This is a genomic window from Cupriavidus sp. 8B (assembly GCF_054589115.1).
The window spans coordinates 132,164-152,659 of the sequence record NZ_BAAILO010000329.1 but is presented as its reverse complement, the minus strand read 5'-3'; the positions used below and the strand labels follow the sequence as shown (position 1 = coordinate 152,659).

Annotated in this window: 16 protein-coding genes, 2 pseudogenes and 1 riboswitch; of the genes and pseudogenes, 7 read left to right on the top strand and 11 right to left on the bottom strand. The window is 63.5% G+C overall.

Translation table 11 applies throughout. The features are described from left to right. Positions 1–1,128: 1,128 nt before the first annotated feature. The 3 genes and pseudogenes from ACYP5B_RS33555 to ACYP5B_RS33545 all read right to left on the bottom strand — a co-directional run. Positions 1,129–1,821, bottom strand: a complete 693-nt coding sequence (locus ACYP5B_RS33555) for a DsbA family oxidoreductase (protein WP_459572495.1) — start codon at positions 1,819–1,821, stop codon at positions 1,129–1,131. Further along, positions 1,818–2,018, bottom strand: coding sequence for a DUF1289 domain-containing protein (locus ACYP5B_RS33550; protein WP_459572494.1), 201 nt, complete (start codon positions 2,016–2,018; stop codon positions 1,818–1,820). The genes ACYP5B_RS33555 and ACYP5B_RS33550 overlap by 4 nt, the downstream gene beginning before the upstream one ends. Before the next feature lie 262 nt (positions 2,019–2,280). After that, positions 2,281–2,514 (bottom strand): annotated as a pseudogene (locus ACYP5B_RS33545) (3-keto-5-aminohexanoate cleavage protein); the annotation flags it as partial. A 138-nt stretch (positions 2,515–2,652) separates the two neighbouring features. On the opposite strand from ACYP5B_RS33545, the gene ACYP5B_RS33540 reads away from it, so the two are divergent. Next, positions 2,653–3,666, top strand: coding sequence for an AraC family transcriptional regulator (locus ACYP5B_RS33540; RefSeq protein ID WP_400096162.1), 1,014 nt, complete (start codon positions 2,653–2,655; stop codon positions 3,664–3,666). A 121-nt stretch (positions 3,667–3,787) separates the two neighbouring features. On the opposite strand, the pseudogene ACYP5B_RS33535 reads toward ACYP5B_RS33540, so the two are convergent. After that, a pseudogene (locus tag ACYP5B_RS33535) lies at positions 3,788–4,040 on the bottom strand (hypothetical protein); the annotation flags it as partial. Positions 4,041–4,257: 217 nt separating this feature from the next. Here ACYP5B_RS33535 and ACYP5B_RS33530 point away from each other — a divergent pair. Next, positions 4,258–4,566 carry a hypothetical protein gene (locus ACYP5B_RS33530; protein ID WP_318232179.1) on the top strand — a complete coding sequence of 103 codons (309 nt, stop codon included), beginning with the start codon at positions 4,258–4,260 and terminating at the stop codon, positions 4,564–4,566. Positions 4,567–5,479: 913 nt separating this feature from the next. Here ACYP5B_RS33530 and ACYP5B_RS33525 read toward each other — a convergent pair. Then, positions 5,480–5,719, bottom strand: coding sequence for a hypothetical protein (locus tag ACYP5B_RS33525; RefSeq protein WP_318232178.1), 240 nt, complete (start codon positions 5,717–5,719; stop codon positions 5,480–5,482). Between the two features lie 530 nt (positions 5,720–6,249). Further along, positions 6,250–6,347, top strand: a riboswitch (glycine riboswitch). 167 nt (positions 6,348–6,514) lie between these two features. Here ACYP5B_RS33525 and ACYP5B_RS33520 point away from each other — a divergent pair. Further along, complete coding sequence (locus tag ACYP5B_RS33520; RefSeq protein ID WP_400096163.1) at positions 6,515–7,783, top strand: D-amino acid dehydrogenase; 1,269 nt, start codon at positions 6,515–6,517, stop codon at positions 7,781–7,783. A gap of 55 nt (positions 7,784–7,838) precedes the next feature. Here ACYP5B_RS33520 and ACYP5B_RS33515 read toward each other — a convergent pair whose 3' ends face one another. Then, entirely contained in the window at positions 7,839–10,286 is a 2,448-nt protein-coding gene (locus tag ACYP5B_RS33515) for a DUF3772 domain-containing protein (protein WP_459572492.1), read from the bottom strand. A 384-nt stretch (positions 10,287–10,670) separates the two neighbouring features. Here ACYP5B_RS33515 and ACYP5B_RS33510 point away from each other — a divergent pair, with 384 nt between their 5' ends. The 3 genes from ACYP5B_RS33510 to ACYP5B_RS33500 all read left to right on the top strand — a co-directional run bounded on the left by ACYP5B_RS33510 (position 10,671) and on the right by ACYP5B_RS33500 (position 12,970). Next, positions 10,671–11,828 carry an acyl-CoA dehydrogenase family protein gene (locus ACYP5B_RS33510; protein WP_459572491.1) on the top strand — a complete coding sequence of 386 codons (1,158 nt, stop codon included), beginning with the start codon at positions 10,671–10,673 and terminating at the stop codon, positions 11,826–11,828. Between the two features lie 72 nt (positions 11,829–11,900). Continuing rightward, positions 11,901–12,140 (top strand): DUF2789 domain-containing protein, encoded by a 240-nt coding sequence (locus ACYP5B_RS33505; RefSeq protein ID WP_400096166.1) that lies wholly within the window; start codon positions 11,901–11,903, stop codon positions 12,138–12,140. A gap of 221 nt (positions 12,141–12,361) precedes the next feature. Continuing rightward, complete coding sequence (locus ACYP5B_RS33500) at positions 12,362–12,970, top strand: hypothetical protein (RefSeq protein WP_459572490.1); 609 nt, start codon at positions 12,362–12,364, stop codon at positions 12,968–12,970. Between the two features lie 159 nt (positions 12,971–13,129). Here the strand turns inward: ACYP5B_RS33500 and cyoD are convergent, their stop codons facing one another. The 4 genes from cyoD to cyoA all read right to left on the bottom strand — a co-directional run bounded on the left by cyoD (position 13,130) and on the right by cyoA (position 17,042). Beyond that, complete coding sequence (cyoD, locus tag ACYP5B_RS33495) at positions 13,130–13,504, bottom strand: cytochrome o ubiquinol oxidase subunit IV (protein WP_400096168.1); 375 nt, start codon at positions 13,502–13,504, stop codon at positions 13,130–13,132. Continuing rightward, positions 13,501–14,103 carry a cytochrome o ubiquinol oxidase subunit III gene (gene cyoC / locus ACYP5B_RS33490; protein WP_400096169.1) on the bottom strand — a complete coding sequence of 201 codons (603 nt, stop codon included), beginning with the start codon at positions 14,101–14,103 and terminating at the stop codon, positions 13,501–13,503. Before cyoC ends, cyoD begins: the two co-directional genes overlap by 4 nt. A gap of 3 nt (positions 14,104–14,106) precedes the next feature. Next, a complete protein-coding gene (cyoB, locus tag ACYP5B_RS33485) occupies positions 14,107–16,083 on the bottom strand; it encodes a cytochrome o ubiquinol oxidase subunit I (RefSeq protein ID WP_400096170.1) in 1,977 nt (658 codons plus the stop codon). Between the two features lie 89 nt (positions 16,084–16,172). Further along, entirely contained in the window at positions 16,173–17,042 is an 870-nt protein-coding gene (gene cyoA, locus ACYP5B_RS33480) for a ubiquinol oxidase subunit II (RefSeq protein ID WP_400096171.1), read from the bottom strand. 306 nt (positions 17,043–17,348) lie between these two features. Here cyoA and ACYP5B_RS33475 point away from each other — a divergent pair, with 306 nt between their 5' ends. Continuing rightward, the gene (locus tag ACYP5B_RS33475; RefSeq protein ID WP_459572489.1) at positions 17,349–18,752 is read left to right on the top strand and encodes an aminotransferase-like domain-containing protein; all 1,404 of its coding nucleotides are present in this window, start codon (positions 17,349–17,351) and stop codon (positions 18,750–18,752) included. Positions 18,753–18,790: 38 nt separating this feature from the next. On the opposite strand, the gene pdxR is transcribed toward ACYP5B_RS33475, so the two are convergent. Then, complete coding sequence (gene pdxR / locus ACYP5B_RS33470) at positions 18,791–20,296, bottom strand: MocR-like pyridoxine biosynthesis transcription factor PdxR (RefSeq protein WP_400096173.1); 1,506 nt, start codon at positions 20,294–20,296, stop codon at positions 18,791–18,793. Between the last annotated feature and the right edge of the window lie 200 nt (positions 20,297–20,496).

Below are 20,496 nucleotides of genomic sequence, written 5' to 3'. Positions count from 1 at the left end.
TTCCATAGGGGCCCGCAGGCTTGACCTGCATGAGGCCGGATATAAGGCTGCAACCAAATCCTCGCCGAGCATCATGAGATGATTTACCTGGCAAACGCGGGGCGCGTTCATATAAGTAACCAAAAGAAAGCGATCCTTGCAGGAGGCTGGCTTGTCGGGGTTGCGCAGCCCAATGGTTTCGTCGTCAGGCCCCGGGTTTTAATTAACTCGTGCCGTTACCGGTTTAAATGGCCACGATCCTTTTAATGACGCTGGTTTCGTGGTGAGGCCCCCGGTAGCGGCATCCTTGCCCACTCGCCCATCTGCCGGTACCGGTGCGAAGCACCACGATATATCACGCCGTGATGGTTTCGTGGTGGGGTGGGGCGCGATGGTGATACCATCGGATTTATTCCTCGGTGCCACCGCGCCCACGACGAAAACGGGACGCCTGCAACTTCGTGGCTGCCCGCGCTGCGAGCGACAGACGGCTTGAAATTCGTGGTGGTGGCTACCGGTGGGGGCCACCACGAAACCCTGGGCACTGGCAGCGTCGTGATGATCTAAACTGGTAACGGCACGAGGTCATTAGAACCCGGGGCCGCACGACGAAACCATTGGGGTTCCCAATGACGCCACGCCAGCCTCCTGCAAGGATCGCTTTCTTTTGGTTACTTTTCTTTACGAGTAAAGAAAAGTGACATCTCACACGTTCTAAAACGGCCAACACCGCCCAGCCGCGACAGCAGCTAGAAGCATCAAAACCCCGCCCTAAAGAGACACCCCCGCGTCAGCGGGCCACAAGCAATACACATCGCACACTTCCCCCAACCTACAATTCCTGCTCCAAGCTCAACAGACTTTGCGAACGAATCAGCGGAACGGGACACTGATATGTATTGACCGAGTCAAGTGCTGAGTTCCTTGTTCATAGTGATAGTCCAGTGTGTTTGGGCCAGGCCCGGCGGTTCTTCGACGGTTGATCATTCTGATATGCGCGGGTTGGCTACCGCATGACAAACGATTCGTCGAGGAGCTGCCTCGGTCTAGCGTCGAGGGTTGTGCTGTTTCCAGTTGCCTCCTAGTGTCCGCGAGGGTTCTCCACCGCTGCCGGACCTGGCCCAAACACACTGCGCTGTATCGGTTCGCTTAGGCCCCGCCGATCTCTGGCAAGGCGCGGGCGAGCGCCCGATGCATCTCCTTGAGCAATATTTGCGGTGGTCTTGCGCCGGAGATGCCCTGGACGCCGTTGAGCACAATGTTAGGCACGCCAAGGCCAGGGCGTGGTGGTAGCGCATCCGCTTCGCGCAGCGCCGGCAGCCAGTCCAGATTCATGCCTGCGGCGGCTTCCGACGCTTGCGCCATCGGGATGTCGCAGGCGATGGCCGCTCGGTGCAGCACGCGCGGATCGCCGAGATCTTCCCCGTGCAGGAAATAGCCTTCAAACAGCCTGTCGATGAGCGCCGATGCGGCTGCCCGTCCGCAGGACTGAGCGGCAAAGCGGATCAGGCGGTGCGCAAGCACGGTGTTGGGCAGGGTTTCGATGCGGTCAAGCTCCAGCGCGATGCCGGCCTCGCGCGCCGCGGCGCATACCTGCGCCTGGCGCCTGGCCAGCGCTTCGGCGCTGCCCAGCCGCGCAAGATAGAAGTTGCGGTACGGGATACCGGCGGGCGGTATCGCCGGGAGCAGCGGACAGCTTCGCCATTCGATCGTGACGGCGACATCGGCCCGCTCGTGGCCAAGCCGGGCGAGTGCCGCTTCAAGATGGCGTTTGCCGATCATGCACCATGGGCAGATCAAGTCAAAGTCAACCTGGACCAGCAGGGAATCCGGGTAGTTCATGGCAGTCTTCCCGAAGGGTTATGCTGCCGGCGACGGCCCGGCGCTGCCGCGAGCACTTGCGTGCGTTCCGCGGCGGTCATCTGATCCCAGCGGCCGATTTCGAGCAGTGTTCTGCTGCAGCCCTGGCAGTAACGGCCGGCCAGGTCCATGCGGCAGATATTGATGCATGGATCGCCAACGGGGTTGGGGTGATTCATCACTGGCTCCCGGTTCATCAACCTGAGGAATTGGGGTAGACGGCAGGCCAGCGCGAAGCCACCGCGCCGGCCCGGCGGCAAGGCGTCAGGCAGCCGCGCGCAGCGGCAGGTCCTTCTGCCCTGCGGTGCGGTTTGGCACCATGCCGTTGGCCGCCAACGTGGTTTGCGCGCTGTCATACCAGGTGCCGATGCGGTAGATCTCGCGCGCCTCGGGGCCGCTCGCGATCTCGCGGCCCAGCTCTCGTGCCAAGCGCGCGCACTGCTCATTGAATGTTGACAGCCGCTTGGAGCCCTTGCCGTCCAGCTCCCGCACGTGCAGGTGCAACACCGTGGCGCCCGCGTTGTAGCAGTCAACGGCTTTCTGAACCTGTTCCTTCATGGTGACGGGAATGTCCTCGGGAAAGTCCTGGGGCATCCATTCCGGGCCATAAGGGGCAACGGTGATCACCACTTTGTCCATGTTCTCGGGATGCAGGGAATCGTCAAGGAATTGCATAAATCGCCTCCGGCTGGGCTGTGCTTGTCAAGGGAGCTGCCATGCCTGGAGTATCGGTGAACGCCGTGTTCCGATTTGACTATTCGGGACATCCGATTTACATTTTGGGACAGCCAGGGAAAACACGGTGTTCGACTAATGTCCTACTATCTGCGCAGCGCCAGCCTTACCAACTACGTTGAAGTGGCGCGCGCCGTCGACCTGGATCCATACCAGCACCTGCGGGCGGCAAAGATCAGCCGCTCGGTCTTGCTGGATCCCGATATCCGGATACCCGCGGCATCGGTTGGCCGGCTGCTGGACACGTCGGCGAGGGCAGCCAAGGTGGACGATTTCGGCCTGCGCATGGCTGAGTTGCGCGAATTCTCCAACCTGGGGCCGCTTGCCTTTGTGGTACGCGAGGAGCCGACGCTGCGCCGCGCGCTGGAGTCGATGGTCCGCTACATGGGTTTGCAGAACGAGGCGCTTTCCATGCGCATGGAGGAAGGCGACGGCGTGGTGATGATCCGGCTGCAGGTGCTAAGCGACCAGCCCGGTACGCTGCGCCAGGCCAGTGACCTGGCGGTCGGCGTGATGTTCCGCATGCTGCGCCTGTTCCTGGGGCAGTCGTGGCGCCCGCGCAGCATCTGTTTCACGCATGCCGCGCCCGCCAGCACGGCCACGTTCGCACGGGTGTTCGGCATGCCCACGGCATTCAACCAGGACTTTGATGGCATTGTCTGCCTCGCATCGGACCTGGAGGCGCCTTTGCCTTCGTATGACCCGGTGATGGCACAGCAGGTGAAGCGCTATCTCGGCACGCTGCTGGCGCAGTCGACGGCCGCCACGATGTCCGACAAGGTGCGCAAGCTCGTCTATGCGCTGCTGCCCACGGGGCTGTGCTCAGTCGAGCGTGTGGCCCAGCACCTGAGCGTCGACCGGCGGACCGTGCACCGCCGGCTCGAGCAGGAACATACGACTTACCTGGCAGTCCTCGCCGAGGCACGTGCCGACCTGGTGATCCGGTACATCGAGAACGGCGAGCGTCCGCTTTCCGAAGTGGCGGCGCTGCTCGGCTTTTCGTCGCTGAGCGCGTTCTCACGCTGGTTCAGTGGCCGCTTTGGGTGCAGTGTGTCGGCGTGGCGCGCGCAGGGGCGGCGCTCAGATGGCTAAAAAAGCCGCTGGCTAACCCGCAGCGCGGCGGCGGCCAAGGCGAGCGTCGGGCAGCCCGCTACGGTGCGGTCAGAACTTGTGGCGCACGCCTGCGGCAACGCCAACCATGCTGCGCTGGTCGCATCGCCGCGACCAGGCCCGCGCGATCGGTTCCCAAGCCGTAGTAGCGGGAAAGGAAGCTGGACATCCATGCCAGCAGCGCCCCCATGACGAGCAACTGCAGCGCGCTGCCCGCATAGGCGCAGAGCATGGAGGGCGCCGCAAGGAGTTCGTACAGCCTCTGGCGAGGTTTCAGGCACTTCGGCGATGCCCACACTGCCATAGGCCGCCTCGCCAATGCCTACGCACAGCCGTGCAATGAACATCTGTCCAAAGCGAATCAGCGTCATGTGCGTTAGCAGACGTTCGCGCCGAGAACTAGCATGCATTCTAAAGATCCCTTGGGAGGTTCCTCTCAACCTTCCTTCGCCTTGCCGCATCTCCTTCTGTGCGGCGAGGCGTTTTTCGTCCCCTGATTGCCGCGCGCAGGGTTACCTGGCACTCCCGGGGCGTGGGAGCGGTTTATATCCGAGGGCAGGAACCACGACGGAAATGGAGCCGATTGTCGTCCTTGGGCCGTGCTACGATTCTCTTGAACAACTGGAGAAGGCTATGGATCTCCAAGGCTTCACGTACTACAAAGATCACTGGTATGAGGCTAGCGCAACGTCGCCAACCGGTGGACCTTGGCAGGGCGAGGTGACGATCTGTGCAAAAGCGGCGGACGGAAGCTCGATCAAGATCTTCGAGCACGAACCTGTGCCTGGGCAGTACTTTTCCGAAGGCGAGGCGTGGCAGCATGCGCGCGACTATGCCGAGAAGCTGATAGACGAAGGCCGGGCGAACCCAGGCGCTCTCTGATTCGCGCGCCGTATCCCCATCCGGGTCAACCACGCAGCGTGCTGCGGTCCTCCGAAATCCGGCGAGGCACATATGGACTTCAAGTACAAAGGCCGGGATATCTCCATCCAGACGATAAGGGTCGCGGGTGATCGGTGGGACTGGTCGTATGTCATCCGTGGGCACGGACACAGGCAAAACACTCGGGAGCCTGCAGCCTCGGAAGATATTGCGATCGATGATGCATATCGAGCCGCGAAGCGAGAGATTGACCATATTGCCGTTGACAGTGACGATTAACATTTCTGAAATCCGCCACCCCCGCCCAAAAGCTCGTCTCCCAAACACTGGTGCCCGTCGCCGCATGCTAAAGAAAAACGCGCCCTGGCAAGGCGGCGGCGCGAGGTGCGAACGGGAAATGCAGAGTGACTGCATGCAGGCAGGCGATGGTGACGCGTTGGGTGTAAAAGTTGCAATCCGATGGTTCTGACCCCGAGGCGGCACGCTGACAAAAAAAGAAGGCGCGGTGGTGCCGCGCCTTTTGGTGCCGAGACTCATACACGGGGAGCGTACAGTCGGGAGAGGAAAAAATCCTCAGAGTCCAATCTATGTCAAAGTCCGACAGATAACAATCATTCCGAAATAACATCAGATTTAACAGATTTTTCACATTATCCGGCCGACCGGGATGATTGGCGGGTGTGGTTGCGCTTCGACTCGCTGACTTATCTCTGGTAATTTATCTCTCCCTATCTCGACAACTCCTTTGTTTTGAGCCAACCAATGCCCGCACGTTTAAGGCCGGCATACGGCATAGCTTTCCTCAAACAAAGCAGGGGTGTTCCAGGAATCGAATCTGCTGCATCTTGTGCGATGCAGTAGGAAACAGTCGCCCTGTTGCCGCTGCAAACGCCTTTCGAGAATTGGAGCGCCCTCATACGACAGACAGCGGCGCAGGCGACAGATCGAGCATGATGCGAAGCTCGACGTTGTCCGGGGCGCGTGGCTGCCACATGCGACCGATGACCACAAAGATGATTGGTTGTCCCGGGAACTGGATCAGGTCGCCGATCACCGGCGTTAGCGCGCCGGTGTGCGGTGTCAGGTCCAGGTCGATGTCTCTGGCTGCGGCCTGTGCAGCCGGGGTGAACTCAAGGGTGATCGTGAGTTTCATTCGGGCCCCTTCGTGGTTGAGAAGGTCGGATTCCTCGTTTGTGCTAGCTTGCCAGCAAGCCCAAGATCTTGCTGGCGGGCGCGCCGGACGCGCGTCGGGCCAGCAGATCATGCGCGGTGCCTCGACAAGGGTACGGCTTGCGCGGCTCGCTTTGTAGGAAATGCCTTCTCGTAACTTGTACTTTGAATATTAGGGGGATCCACGTGTTTCAGAGGCGTCTGACTGCGTCGTGAAGCCGGCGTCGGAGAGCGCAGGGAAGGCCGAACCCGACGGGCTGCACGGGAGGGCCGCGCAAAGGCACCGGGGGCGGCACTGTCGACCAGACCGGAGTCCCCGATGCCAAAGGCCGCTAATATCAACGCCCTGTTATCAACGCCCTGTTCGGACCTGGCATCTCGGCCGCCTGACAGGTTCTCCTTGAGCGGGCAATAAAAAGTTCCTCACGCGGACATGACTAATGCTAAAGTTCTGCATCGCGCCGCCGGAGACTCGCTTGGTAAAGCAGGCAGGCATCCAACGGCCGCGACGCAAAGTTGATATCGGGAGAGACCGCCTGGCCATGCTGCCAGGCAGCGCCGAAGGAGCAACCGCCCCGGAAACTCTCAGGCAAAAGGACCGATATCACGTTTGAACTCTGAAGAACCCCGGCGCTCGTCAGCCGGCGGTACCGAAGGAGCAAGCGATCCGCGCCACCCCAAAGTGGCGCATCGTGAATCTCTCAGGTCAAGGACAGAGGGGGCGTCTTTCGCGCATGTCGCGCAAGAGGCTCCCACTCGACGTCCTGGAACCAAAGAGATGAGAACAATTGCCGTTATCGGTGGTGGCATCACTGGCGTGACCACTGCCTACGCACTCGCCAAGCGCGGTTTCTCGGTCACCCTGCTCGAAAAACACCGCTATGCCGCCATGGAAACCTCGTTCGCCAATGGCGGCCAGCTTTCCGCCTCCAACGCCGAAGTCTGGACCCACTGGTCCACCATCCTCAAGGGCATCAAGTGGATGCTCAAGAGCGATGCGCCGCTGCTGGTCAACCCGCGCCCGAGCTGGCACAAGCTGTCCTGGTTCGCCGAGTTCATCGCCGCCATTCCCCAATACCGCAAGAACACCGTGGAAACGACGCGCCTGGCGATTGCCGCGCGCGACCACCTGTTCGCCTGGGCCGCGGCCGAGGGCATCGATTTCGACCTGAAGAAGGAGGGCATCCTCCACATCTATCGCGACAAGGCGGGCTTCGACCACGCTGGCAGGGTATCGAAGCTGCTGGCCGAGGGCGGCCTTGCGCGCCATGCCGTCACACCGGAAGAGATGCGCGCCATCGAGCCGACCCTGGCCGGCGAGTACTACGGTGGCTATTTCACCCAGAGCGATTCCACCGGCGACATCCACAAGTTCACCAGCGGCATGGCCGCGGCGATCGACCGCCTGGGCGTGCGATGCCTGTACAACCAGGATGTCCAGTCGGTCAGCACTGATGGCCGGCAGGTCGCCATCGTCAGCAGCGACGGCCAGCAGACCGAATCGCGCGTGTTCGACGGCGTGGTGGTCTGTGCCGGCACCGCCAGCCGGGCGCTGGCCGCCAGCCTTGGCGATCGCGTCAACATCTATCCGGTCAAGGGCTATTCGATCACGGTCAACCTGAACGACGCGCAAAGCCAGGCTGCCGCGCCCGTCGTCAGCCTGCTCGACGATGAGACCAAGCTGGTCACCAGCCGCCTGGGCGTCGACCGCTTCCGCGTGGCGGGCACGGCGGAGTTCAACGGCTACAACCGCGACATTCGCGCCGACCGCATCCGTCCACTGGTGGAGTGGGTCAACCAGTGCTTCCCCGGTGTCAGCACGCGTAGCGTGGTGCCTTGGGCCGGCCTGCGGCCGATGATGCCTACCATGCTGCCGCGCGTGGGCCGGGGCCGTGCGTCCTGCGTGTTCTACAACACCGGCCACGGCCACCTGGGGTGGACGCTGTCGGCGGTCACCGCCGACATGATCGGCGATGTCGTGCAGCAAGCCATGGGCGCCAAGCGCGTGCATGGCGTGCAGGATAGGGTGGCGCTGGTTAGTCCTTGACAGGCTGCCAGGGACTGGCAAGGGCCGGCAATCGGGCCTGAAGCCAGCCAACGCGTTACACGCCGAGCGCGGCCATATTCTCCACCCGCAACGTCTGCGGGACCGACAGCGAGATATCGGCCGCGCGCAGCCGCTTCAGGATCTCGAACAGCAGGTCGCTCTTGGTCGCGGTGGCGATCCGCGGGCTGCCTACGTAGCCCGTCACGCTAAGCGTGATCCCGTTCGGCGCCAGCTGGCTGAACGTGACGGATGGCGCGGGCTTGTCGAGAATCGCCTCATTCTCCCGATAGGAGTCGAGCAGCAGTTCGCGCACCTGTTCGGGATCGATGTTCAACGGGAAGGTGAGCAGCAGCGTCGCGACGCCTTGCGTGCTGTTGCTCATCGTCACGTTGCGCAGGTTCTGCGAGATCAGCTGCGAGTTAGGCACGATCACGGTGGAGCGGTCGCCCAGCAGGATCTCCGTCGCGCGCACGTTGATGCGCTTGATGTCGCCTTCCACGCCGCCGATGCTCACCATGTCGCCGACCTTCACCGGGCGCTCGGTCAGCAGGATGAGCCCCGACACGAAGTTCTTGACGATCTCCTGCAGGCCGAAGCCAATGCCGACGGACAGCGCGCTGACGATCCAGGCCAGGTTTTCCCATCTGACGCCCAGCAGCGATAGCGTCAGCAACACGATCAGCACGTAGCCGATGTTGCTGAACAGCGTCACGAGCGAGGCGCGCAGGCCCGCTTCCATGCAGACCTTCGGCAGGAGTTCCGCATCCAGCCAGCGCCGCACCGAGCGCAGCAGGTAGATGCCGACCGACAACGCGATGACAGCGTTCAGGATGCGGTCGGGCATGATGTTGAGGCTGCGCAGCCGCTCCCCGCCGAGCATCGTCAGCAGGCTGTTGAGCAGGTCGCTCGGCGTGGTGCCGAAGCCGCCGGTCAGCAGCGCAATGACCGCCACCAGGAGCAGCAGGCTGGTGCCGATCCCCGACAGCACCGTCGACGCTTGCTCGAGATGGCTGTCCCCGAGGCCGAACAATTGCTTGATGACCTTGCCGCTTGGATGGTGCGCGCTGAACACGCTTTCGCAGACGTCGCGGGTCAGTTGCGTCAACAGGTACAAGCTGCACAGGACGATGTCGATCCACACGAGCTCATAGGTCAGGAAGCGCGCGAACGTGATATAGCCGATCAGCAGCGCCAGCAATGAGGCGACGACCGTCACCGTCACGCCAGCGTGAATCAGGCCGGCGAAGGTGGAGCGCGCTTCAGGCCGCTCGCCCGCCGCGGCTAGCATCGTGCGCACGCGGTTGGCGCGCAGCAGCGCTGCGCCGATTGTCAGCACCACCACAAGCGACACCAGGCCGCGGCCTAGCAAGGTCACCTGCAGGCTCGTATCCGCGGTCCGGTTGAGTTGCTCGAGCGTGCCGGCAATCAGTAGCAGGCCCGCGAGGGCGGTCGGGAAAGGACGCATCGCCAGCGCGACCTTGTCGGCGAGCGCCGGCAGGCGCCATGAGGGATGGCGCGTGCACAGCAATGCCCGTCCCAGGCCCGCGATCAGCGCGCTCGTCAATGCTAGCTTGCCGAGCTCGCTGATCAGGTCTTGCACCTGCCCCGGCAGCTCGTAGTGCGGGGCGAACGCGATACACACGAGCTGTACCGCGATGGCGGTCGCAGCAACCGTCGCGAGCACAGTCGCCAGCGCGAGCGCGCTGCGCCGCAGCCGGCTTTCGGGCAAGCGTGTCAGGCAGAACCACGCCAGTGCCCGCTCGATCAACCGTCGGCCGATGGTCCAGACGCCGATCGCAAGTAGCAGGAGTAGCGCGGTAATCGCTTGCCGCCCGGGCTGCCAGGCCAGGTCCCACAACGGCGTGACTTGTCCCTTGAAAGCGCTCAGCCGCTGCTGGTCCTCCGGGCTTGGCGCGAACAACGGTTCCCAGAATTGCTTGCTAAGGATGCCGGCCGACTGCAGCGCGAGCTGGTTCTTCAAGCGGCTGCGCTGCAGCTTGGCGATCTGCTCGGTCAGGTTGGTGACATTGCCCTTGACCTCGGCGGCCTGCTTGAGTCCGCTGTCCAGTTGGGCCTTGCGCGCATTCAGGTCTGCCCGCTGCTGTGCGACTGCAGCCGCCTCGGGCGTGGTGCCCGCGGCGGGTGGCGGCCCGAGCACGTCGAGTTGTGCCTGCAACTGCGCGCGCTGGGGCGTGAGCGCCGCGGTCAGCTTGTCGACGTCGCTTGCCAGCTGGTGGATGGCGTCATCCAGCCCTTCGAGCTGCGTGCCGCTGGTGGGCGACGACGCCAGCTGCTTGATGCGGTCCTGTTCGGTCTGGAGCCGTTTCAGCTCGGCCACGGCATCCGCGTGCGACAGCGGCTTGGCGGCAGGCGCGTCCGCATTCGAGGTGGTGTCGGCGGCTGTGGCTGCCACTGCCGTTGCTGCATTCGGGAGCGCTGTGGGGATCAGCTGCAATAGCGCAACCAGCACAAGGCTCAGCGCGAGCTTGGGGAGTTTGCTCATAGGACAAGAACTTTGCTGATCGGCTAGCCGGGCAGGCAATCGAACAGGTTCGCGTGGATTGCCATGCTTCGCCAGACGGCGGGTGACCGGGGTCGACGATCAGGGTGTTGGACGGCCGCGCTGGCGATCAAGATGGGAATCGATCGGAGCGCCCGAGGCGATGCCGCGTGATTGGCAAGCCGCTTGATGGCAAGCCGCTTGAAGCGGAAGGTTTGCCTGAAAGAAGTCGAATTATACAGAAGGCATGGCGTGCCGTTGCGCAGTGCACGATACGCAACTCGGGCGCCAGGTGGCGTGCGGATAATCCTGCACTAGAATTTCTACCAGTGGCCGCATCGGCCCAACCAGAACACGAACCACCACGAACCAACACGAGGCAAGCCAATGGACTTCAGTCTGACTTCCGTTCAACGGGATTTGCAGGAGCGTACCCGCCAGTTCATTGCTGACCAGGTCATGCCGATGGAGCGCGATCCCCGGCAAACGCCGCATGGCCCAACCGAGGACCTGCGCGCGGACCTGGTGGAAAAGGCAAGGGCAGCGGGCTTGCTGACACCCCACGCCAGCACGGAGGCCGGAGGCCTCGGGCTTTCGCACCGGGACAAGGCCATCGTCTTTGAAGAGGCGGGCTACTCGCCGCTGGGGCCGGTCGCGATGAACATCCATGCGCCGGACGAAGGCAACATCCACCTGATGGAACTGGTCGCCACGCCGGAGCAGAAGGCGCGCTGGCTGCAGCCCCTGATCGACGGGCACACGCGCTCGTGCTTTTGCATGACCGAGCCGGCGCCAGGCGCGGGAGCCGATCCGTCGATGCTGCAAACCACGGCGGTGCGCGATGGCGATCATTTCGTGATCACTGGCCGGAAGTGGTTTATCACGGGCGCCACCGGCGCCACCTTCGCCATCATCATGGCGCGGATGGAAGACGGCTCGGCCACCATGTTCCTCGCTGACATGAACCAGGCCGGTGTCGCGATCGAGCGGCAGATGGATGCGCTCGATACGTGCTTCACGGGCGGGCATGCCGTGGTGCGCTTCGATGGCCTGCGAGTCCCGGCGAGCGACGTGCTCGGCAAGCTCGGCGAAGGATTCCGCTACGCGCAACTGCGCCTGGCCCCGGCGCGGCTGACGCACTGCATGCGCTGGCTCGGGGCGGCCCGGCGCGCGCACGACATCGCGGTCAACTATGCGCGGCAACGCCGCGCGTTTGGCCGGACCTTGGTGGAGCATGAGGGCGTGGGGTTCATGCTGGCCGACAACGAGATGGACATGCACACCGCGCGCCTGACCATCTGGCACTGCGCCTGGGTGCTGGACCAGGGCGAGAAGGGGCGCGATGAGTCCAGCCTGGCCAAGGTGCACTGCTCGGAGGCCTTGTGGCGGGTGGTGGATCGTTCCGTGCAGGTGCTTGGCGGCAGCGGGGTGACGGATGAAACCATCGTCGCGCGCATCTTCCGCGACATGCGCGCCTTCCGGATCTACGATGGTCCCTCGGAGGTGCATCGCTGGAGCATGGCCAAGCGGATTGCGCGGGGCTGAATCCCTCTCAGCGTGCAGGATCAAACAGTGATTTAAACAGTGATGCATTTCACCGCAGGAGGTTCGCTCGCCATGGACAATGCCTTCCACCATTTTTCCGAGCTGTTTGCGCAACTGGGCCTGCCTGCCGACGAAAAGGGCATCCGTGAATTCCTGGCCGCGCATTCTCCCCTGGCCCCCGACGTCGTGCTTGCCGACGCCCCCTTCTGGACGCCCGCGCAGGCCACGTTGCTGCGGGAGGAAATCCTGGAAGATGCTGACTGGGCGGAGGTCGTTGACCAGCTGAATGCCGCGCTGCGGGTGCCCGGATAAAGCCTCGGTGAAATTCGAGCCTGCTCCGTTCCAAATAGTGTACTTCTGCTCCTGTTCTGCATTGCTGCGGTGCGGCAACATCCCCTGGACGCGCGTCATTGTCGACGCCAGGGGAAATCGCCGCAGCCATGAAGTACCAGTTATTTGTATTGGCCGGATGTCCGGCCTGCACCGCGCTTGAACTGTGCATGCGAGACGCCGGTCTCGCCTATGACCGTATCGTGCTGGCGTCGCCGCGCCACGCCGCCGATGTGCTGGTTTTGCTTTCCGAATCCGATCCGCGTTGTCCGGTTTTAAGTCATGGTGAGCAGAGCGCCAGCGGCCTCGCGGCTTGCCTTGCGCTTCTGAGCGAAGGCCATCCCGACCGCGCCTCGCTTGCACCGCTGGCATTCACTGGCGCAGGCAAGGAACTGGTGGATGGCATGCTTAGCGGGCGTGTGCTGATGGCCAGGAACGAGCGGGCGTTCTCGCTCGCGCTCGGTGCATTGCGTGCTGGCATCCAGGTATGGACCACCGCGATGCCGGCGGCGCTGCGCCGCACCGGACTATTCGTGCCTTACCTGGACCTGAGAATCGCGGATGGCCTGTCTGGGGGGAAGTTCAGGCTTGCTGGTGCGCTTGGCGTCGACGAAAGCGCGCTGGCCTCACTCGCCCATCGCGTGCCAGCCGGATTTGAAGACGCCTATCTGGACCGCCTTAGAAGAGGCCGGAGCTGGGTCTATTGGGAGGGGGGCGCCAGCATGCTCGGCGACCGGACTACGCGGTTTCAAAATGCCCGTCACTGGCCCGCGGCCAGGAGCGCGGCGGCCGCCGGCGGTCTGCTTATCTAGCTTTCCGGGGTCGCCAGGCTTCAGTGAGTGTGGATTCACCGCTGGGTTGCTCCCCTCTCCCACGAAGCCCACGAAGCCCACGAAGCCCACGAAGCCCACGAAGCGGGAGGGGATCAAACCACGGATCCGCATAACGCGAGATCCGGCCGCGCCGTGGTCCTAGTCGCGCAAACGCGCGCGTTCCGGCGACATATCCATCGGCATCATGTTGACGTTGGCGTTATGCATGACCCATAGCGAGCCTGCCACGATGATGGCGATCAGCAGCCCGGTGCAGACGAAAATCGCGGTGTTCATGCGCTGGTCCGCAGACGTGCCGATATGCAGGAAGAACACCAGCTGCACCACCAGCTGCGCAACGCACAGCAGCACGATGGCCGCAAGGCCCATGCCCTTCGGCACGAACCCTCCCATCACCGCGCCGAAAGACGCGAGGGTGAGCGCCAGCGACAGCGCAAAGCCGATCACATAGCCTTTCATGCTGCCATGCGCGGCGTGCGCAGCGGATCCTGTGGGGAGGTGGGCGGTCTTCATACAAACTCTCGCAGATAGACAAAGGTGAACACGCAGATCCAGATCAGGTCCAGGAAGTGCCAGAACAGGCTCAGGCAGGCCAGGCGGCGCCGGGTCACGCCATCCAGCCCGAAGCGCTTGACCTGGTGCATCATGACCAGGATCCACAGCAGGCCGCAACTCACATGCAGGCCGTGGGTGCCCACCAGGGAGAAGTAGGCAGACAGGAACGCGCTGACGCCCGGCCCCGCGCCGGCATGCAGCAGCTCGGCGAACTCATACAGCTCCATGGCGATGAAGGCCGCGCCGAGCAAGAACGTGACGCCCAGCCACTGGATGACCTGGCGCTCCCGCCCGGGCTGCATGTTCAGCATGGCCACGCCGAAGGTGAAGCTGCTGACCAGCAGCAGCATGGTTTCGCCGAGCACGAATGGCAGCTCGAACAGGTCGCGGCCGCCCGGGCCGCCTGCCGTATTGCCGGCGAGCACCCCGAAGGTAGCGAACAGCACGGCGAAGATCAGGCAGTCGCTCATCAGGTAGATCCAGAACCCCAGCGTGGTCTTGGAGCCGTCGTCGTGCGCCACGTGCTCGTGCGTGTTGTGAATGACTGTGTAGCTCATGGGTCAAGCCGCCTTGCGTAGCTGCGCATAGCGCGCGTTTTCGATGCGTTCGACTTCAGCCGCCGGGACGTAGTAGTCCACGTCGCGGTTGTAGGTCCGTGCGATGAAGGTGCCGATCACGCCCAGCAGGCCCAGGGCCGCCACCGCCCACATGTGCCAGACCAGGGCGAAGCACAGCACCAGGCCGAACGCGGAGACGATCACCCCCGCGCTGGTGTTCCTTGGCATGTGGATGTCCTCGTAGTGGCTTGGCCGCACGTAGGCGCGCCCGGCCTCCTTGTCATCCCAGTGCTGCTCCAGCGAGGTGATGTGCGGCACATGGGCGAAGTTGTAGAAGGGCGCCGGCGAGGCCGTGGCCCACTCCAGGCTGCGGCCATCCCACGGGTCGCCAGTGAGGTCGGGGTTGTGCTTGCGGTCGCGCACGCTCACGGCCAGCTGGACGAGCAGGGCGACGATGCCCGCGCCGATGATCACGGCACCGCACAGCGCCACGATCAGGTAGGGCTGCCAGTCTGCGTGCGTGTAGTGGTTCATCCGGCGGGTCATGCCCTTGAAGCCGAGCACGTAGAGCGGCATGAAGGCCAGGTAAAAGCCCACCAGCCAGCACCAGAACGAGATCTTGCCCCAGCGCTCGTTCAGGGTGAAGCCGAACACCTTGGGGAACCAGAAGCTCATCGCGGCCAGGCAGCCGAAGATGACGCCGCCGATGATCACGTTGTGGAAGTGCGCGACCAGGAACAGGCTGTTGTGCAGCAAGAAGTCCGCGCCGGGCACGGCCAGCAGCACGCCGGTCATGCCGCCCACGGCAAAGGTCACCATGAAGCCGATCGTCCACAGCGTGGAGGAGTGGTAGCGGATGCGGCCGCGGTACATCGTGAACAGCCAGTTGAACAGCTTCACCCCGGTCGGGATCGAGATGATGGTCGTCATGATCCCGAAGAAGGCATTGACGTTCGCGCCCGAGCCCATCGTGAAGAAGTGATGCAGCCAGACGAAGAACGACAGGATGCCGATGGACGAGGTGGCGTACACCATCGACTTGTAGCCGAACAGCGGCTTGCCGGAGAACGTGGAGATGATCTCGGAGAAGGCCCCGAAGCACGGCAGGATCAGGATGTAGACCTCGGGGTGGCCCCAGACCCAGATCAGGTTGACGTACATCATGGCGTTGCCGCCAAGCTCATTGGTAAAGAAATGCATGCCCAGATAGCGGTCGGCGGTGAGCAGCGCGAGCGTGGCGGTCAGCACCGGGAACACGGCAACGATCAGGATGTTGGTGATCAGCGCGGTCCAGGTGAACACCGGCATCTTCATCAGCGTCAGGCCCGGGGCACGCATGCGCAGGATGGTGACGATGAAGTTGATCCCGGTGAGCGTGGTCCCCAAGCCCGATATCTGTAGTGACCATATGTAGTAGTCCACCCCCACCGTCGGGCTGTATCCCAGCTCGGACAGCGGTGGATAGGCCACCCATCCCGTGGCGGCAAAGTCGCCGACGAACATCGACATCATCACCAGCACCGCGCCCGCTGCCGCCAGCCAGAAGCTGAGTGAGTTGACGAACGGATAGGCTACGTCGCGCGCGCCGATCTGCAGTGGCACGATGACGTTCATCAAGCCGAGGATGAACGGCGTCGCCACGAAGAAGATCATGATCACGCCGTGGGCGGTGAAGATCTGGTCGTAGTGGTGCGGGGGCAGGTAGCCGGCCGCATCGCCGACAGCGATCGCCTGCTGCACGCGCATCATGATGGCGTCGGCAAAGCCGCGCAGCAGCATGACCAGCGCCATGATGATGTACATCACGCCGATGCGCTTGTGGTCGACCGAGCAGATCCACTCGGTCCACAGGTACTTCCATTTGCCGAAGTAGGTCACGGCGCCGAGCAGCGCGATGCCGCCCAGAATGACGGCGACCAGCGTACCCATGATGATGGGCTCATGGTACGGAATCGCCTCGAGGTTTAATTTGCCGAACATGGATCAGTGCTCCGTGGCCGCGGCGCGGTGGCGTTGCGTGTGTTGCATGCAGTGCATGTATTGCATGTATTGCGGATTCATTGGCTTCATCAGTTGGCAGCCAGTGGGGGGCTTTGGGCTGTGCAAACGTCGCCACGCACATCGCCACGCATATTGGCGCGCATATCGCTATGCATGTACTTGTTGACGATGTTCTGGAACAGGCCGGGCGCAACGCCCGCGTAGACCGTCGCCGGCTCCTTGGTGCTCGGCAGCTCCAGCGTCTTGTAGGCCTTCTCGTCCAGCGTCAGCAGCGACCGCCTGGCCTGCCGTACCCACGCGTCGAATGCCTCGCGCGAGGTGGCCACGGTGTCGAAATGCATGTCGGAGAAGCCGGGGCCGCTATAGGCCGCGGACAGCCCCGCGTAGGTGCCCGGCGTGTCGGCGATCAGGTGCAGCTTGGTCTCCATGCCGGCCATGGCATAGACCATGCTGCCGAGCTGCGGGATGAACAGGGAGTTCATCATCGATTCCGCGGTGATGCTGAAATTGATCGGCGTATCGACGGGTATAGGCAGCCGGTTGACCGAGGCGATGCCGTAGTCCGGGTAGATGAACAACCATTTCCAGTTCAGCGCCACGGCTTCGACGCGGATCGGCTTGACCTTCGACTCAAGCGGTTTGTAGGGATCCAGCGAATGGGTGGTGTTCCAGATCAGCACCGCCAGGCCGGCCACGATCACGCACGGGATGGTCCAGATGACCACCTCGATGCGGGTGGAGTGCGCCCACTTGGGCGCATACGTTGCCTTGGTGTTGGAGGCGCGATAGCGCCAGCCGAAGTACAGCGTCAGGAAAATGACCGGCACCACGACCAGCAGCATGATGAACAGCGAGACCAGGATCAGCGTCTTTTCCTGGTGCCCGATGTCGCCCTTCGGGGATAGCAGCTCCAGCTGGCAGCCACTGAGAAGGAGCATCGCTGCCCCACCGAGGAACAGCCCCGCATGGCGGAGCCCTCCCTTGCACGCATTCAGCCAGTCGCTGGATTCTCGCCGGACAGCAGCGCTTGCGCCGGCAATTGAGTTACGCATAAGACACACCTCAGTTATGCATCACATAACCGGCGCACGCGTCGAGACTGCCTGCCACGGCACGCTGGAAACCATCGCGAGAGAGGGGATTCCGCCGGACTGGCGGGAAACGCATACAAAGCGTTAAATGTATGGATTTGTGTGATGCTGCGGCGCATGATAATGTAAGACAAAGCCCATACATCAAGCAAAATGCATCAGAATAAATCCATACAAGATGAGGGCGACGGACCCGACTGGGCCGCCGCCTTCGTGCGCGGCGAGGGCGCGCGCTACCAGCAGATCGTTGGCTTCATCGAGCGCGCGGTGGGAGAAGGGCGCCTGAACCCGGGCGACCGCCTGCCGCCGCAGCGCGAGCTGGCCAGGCAGCTCGGGGTGGATCTCACCACGGTGACGCGGGCGTTCACCGAGGCCAAGCGGCGCAACCTGATCGAGGCACGCGGGGCGCTGGGCACGTTCGTCGCCCCGCCAAAGGTCGAACTGGCGCAGATGGTCGACCTGAGCATGAACGTGCCGCCGCCTCCCGCTGGGGTGGACTTCCATGACCTGCTGCAGCGAGGGTTGTCACAGGTGCTGCTGCGCTCCGATGCGCACCTGCTCATGACCTACCAGCTTGGTGGCGGCAGCAGGGCGGACCGGGCCGCCGGCGCCATGTGGCTGAAGCCGGTGCTGGAGTCGGTCAGCCCGCAGCAGTTGATTGCCTGCCCCGGCGCCCAGGCCGCGCTGGCGGCGCTGATCCTCACGCTCACGCAGCCAGGCGAGGCGATCCTTGCGGAGCCGCTGATCTATCCCGGTTTGCGCGCGGCGGCCGAACAGCTCGGGCGCCGCGTGGTGACGGTGGCCACCGATGACGAAGGGATGCGGCCCGATGCGCTGGAGCAAGCGTGCCGCGAGCATGGCGCTCGCGCGATCTACCTCAACCCGACCATCCAGAACCCGACCACGCGGACCATGCCCGCGCACCGGCGCCGCGATGTCGCGCTGGCCGCGCAGAAGGGCGGCGCCTGGATCATCGAGGACGATCCCTACTGGCTCCTCGGCATCAATATGCCGCCGCCCGTGGCCCACTTTGCGCCGGGCCAGGTCTACTACGTTGCCACGCTGTCGAAATGCCTGAGCCCGGGGCTGCGCACCGCCTACATCCGCCTGCCCGAAGCGCGCAGCCGGGCCGGCGTGCTGGCCGCGCTGCGCTCCTTCGCGCTGATGTCGACACCGCTGTCGACGGCCCTGGCCACTCAGTGGATTCACGAAGGCTCCGCCGCCCAGCTGCTGGCCGGGATCCGCACGGAAGCGTTTGCGCGGCGCGAGCTTGCGCGGCAGTTGCTCGCAAGCGCGGACCAGGCGCCGCCCAGCGGCATACACGTCTGGCATACGTTGCCGAGCTACTGGACTTCGCTGGCGCTGACGCAGGCCGCGCGCGCCGAGGATCTGCGCGTCACCGCTTCCGATGCGTTCTATTCCGGCCCCACGCCGCCTAATGCGATCCGCATCTCGTTGGGTGGGGTCGAAACGCGTGCCCATCTCGCCGCTGCGTTGAAAAAGCTCGCAGAGCTATTGGTGCGCAGGCCGCAGATGTCCGGGGAGATCGTGGTCTAGTGTCGGGCCGTCAGGAGGAAATCAGCAGCTTGCGCGGATCAGGCGTTCTTCAGCACATCGATGGCCAAAGCCAGCCTGGCCACCGCCGGCCGGATCTCGTCATCCCGTACGCCGCCGTAGCCCAGGACCAGGCCGTTCTGCGAGCGCTCGGGCGTGGCGAAATAGGACGACAGCGGGCGCGCCACGATGCCTTGCGCCAGGGCGCAACGCGATACCAGCTGGTCGTTGGCGTGCCGGAGAATGACGCTCAAATGCAGCCCGGTGTCCGTACCGACGATTGCCACCTCGTCGCCGAGCTGACGCTGCAATTCATCAATCAGCAGCGCCTGGCGCTCGCCATAGATCTTGCGCATGCGCCGTACGTGCGCCGCGTAATGGCCATCGGAAATAAACTCCGCCAGCGCCGCCTGCACCGATAGTTGCCCGCCACGATGGAGCTCGGATTGCGCCACCGAGAAGGCGTCGACCAGCTCCGGCGGCACGATCAGGAAGGCGAGCCGCAAGCCGGGATAGAGCACCTTCGAGAAGCTGCCGACGTAAATGGTGTTGCGATGCGGGTCCAGTCCTTGCAGCGACGGCAAAGGCGCGCCCTGGTAGCGGAACTCGCTGTCGTAGTCGTCTTCGATGATCCACGCATTGTGGCGATGCGCCAGCTCCGTCAGCAGGCGGCGCCGCGCAAGGCTCATCACCACGCCGCTAGGGTATTGATGAGAGGGCGTGACGAACATCAGCCTTGGCGCGGTTTCCGGCGCAATTGGTGGCTGGATCCCGTGCTCGTCCACGGGGATGGCCTCCATCTGCAGGCCCGCCGAGCGAAAGACACTACGCGCGCCCCAATAGCATGGGTCCTCGACCCAGACCAGTTCGCCGGGGTCCGCGAGCAGCCGGGCGCAAAGATCGATGGCCTGGTGGCTGCCCTGCGTCACGATGATCTGTTCCGGGGAACAATCCACGCCCCGGGCGAGCGACAGATACTCCGTCAACGCACGCTTGAGCGGCGGATAGCCATGCCGGCTGCCATAGCCCAGCTGCTCCTGGCTGGCGGTCTTCCAGACCTTGGTGATCAGGCGCTGCCACACGCCGCGCGGGAACTGGCTGACATCCGGAATGCCGGGCACGAACGCACCCACTTGCAGGTCAGATGCGCCAACGCTGGCAAGCAGCTCGCGCGCGCGCTGGGAGAGCCTGGATGCATTGCCAGGGAGCGGCGTGGGTTCGCTGGCCTGGCTCGGGTCCACCATGCGGGCGAGCAGGGCAGGATCAGGGGCGGTATCGCCAACATAGGTGCCACTGCCGCCATGTGTGTGCGTGTAGCCTTCGTCGGTGAGCCGTTCATAGGCATACAAAACCGTGTTGCGGGCAATGCTCAGTTCCCGGGCAAGTTCGCGCGTGGGTGGCAACCGTGTGCCCGGGGATAGCTGGCCGGCGAGGATGGCCTCGCGGATGTCGTCAAACAACTGCCTGTTCAGCGGAGCGCCGGATCTTTCGGGCTGGCTCCAATGACTGCGCGCGAGAAGCCAATCGGTCAGCGGCGTCTCTCTCAATTCTTGGCTCCATCTGAAAATTTGTACCGGCACTATACAGTGGAGCCAACAGGCTTGTAGAGTAGATCCCATCATGTCGCGGCATTACCACATAACCATTTAAAACAAGTAACGAACCGCCGCCGTGAATCCAAAAAACAGGAAAGACCTGCGAAAGACCTGCAATTGAGCGGGCACTTAAATCATTGCCTGGACGGTTT

Coding starts and splice junctions, on each gene's coding strand:
- cyoB (WP_400096170.1), bottom strand. CDS start 16,083: ATGTTCGGCAAATTAAACCTCGAGGCGATTCCGTACCATGAGCCCATC.
- ACYP5B_RS33540 (WP_400096162.1), top strand. CDS start 2,653: ATGTCCTACTATCTGCGCAGCGCCAGCCTTACCAACTACGTTGAAGTG.
- cyoC (WP_400096169.1), bottom strand. CDS start 14,103: ATGAGCTACACAGTCATTCACAACACGCACGAGCACGTGGCGCACGAC.
- ACYP5B_RS33520 (WP_400096163.1), top strand. CDS start 6,515: ATGAGAACAATTGCCGTTATCGGTGGTGGCATCACTGGCGTGACCACT.
- ACYP5B_RS33475 (WP_459572489.1), top strand. CDS start 17,349: ATGCATCAGAATAAATCCATACAAGATGAGGGCGACGGACCCGACTGG.
- cyoD (WP_400096168.1), bottom strand. CDS start 13,504: ATGAAGACCGCCCACCTCCCCACAGGATCCGCTGCGCACGCCGCGCAT.
- ACYP5B_RS33515 (WP_459572492.1), bottom strand. CDS start 10,286: ATGAGCAAACTCCCCAAGCTCGCGCTGAGCCTTGTGCTGGTTGCGCTA.
- ACYP5B_RS33555 (WP_459572495.1), bottom strand. CDS start 1,821: ATGAACTACCCGGATTCCCTGCTGGTCCAGGTTGACTTTGACTTGATC.
- ACYP5B_RS33530 (WP_318232179.1), top strand. CDS start 4,258: ATGGAGCCGATTGTCGTCCTTGGGCCGTGCTACGATTCTCTTGAACAA.
- ACYP5B_RS33525 (WP_318232178.1), bottom strand. CDS start 5,719: ATGAAACTCACGATCACCCTTGAGTTCACCCCGGCTGCACAGGCCGCA.
- ACYP5B_RS33550 (WP_459572494.1), bottom strand. CDS start 2,018: ATGAATCACCCCAACCCCGTTGGCGATCCATGCATCAATATCTGCCGC.
- ACYP5B_RS33505 (WP_400096166.1), top strand. CDS start 11,901: ATGGACAATGCCTTCCACCATTTTTCCGAGCTGTTTGCGCAACTGGGC.
- ACYP5B_RS33510 (WP_459572491.1), top strand. CDS start 10,671: ATGGACTTCAGTCTGACTTCCGTTCAACGGGATTTGCAGGAGCGTACC.
- cyoA (WP_400096171.1), bottom strand. CDS start 17,042: ATGCTCCTTCTCAGTGGCTGCCAGCTGGAGCTGCTATCCCCGAAGGGC.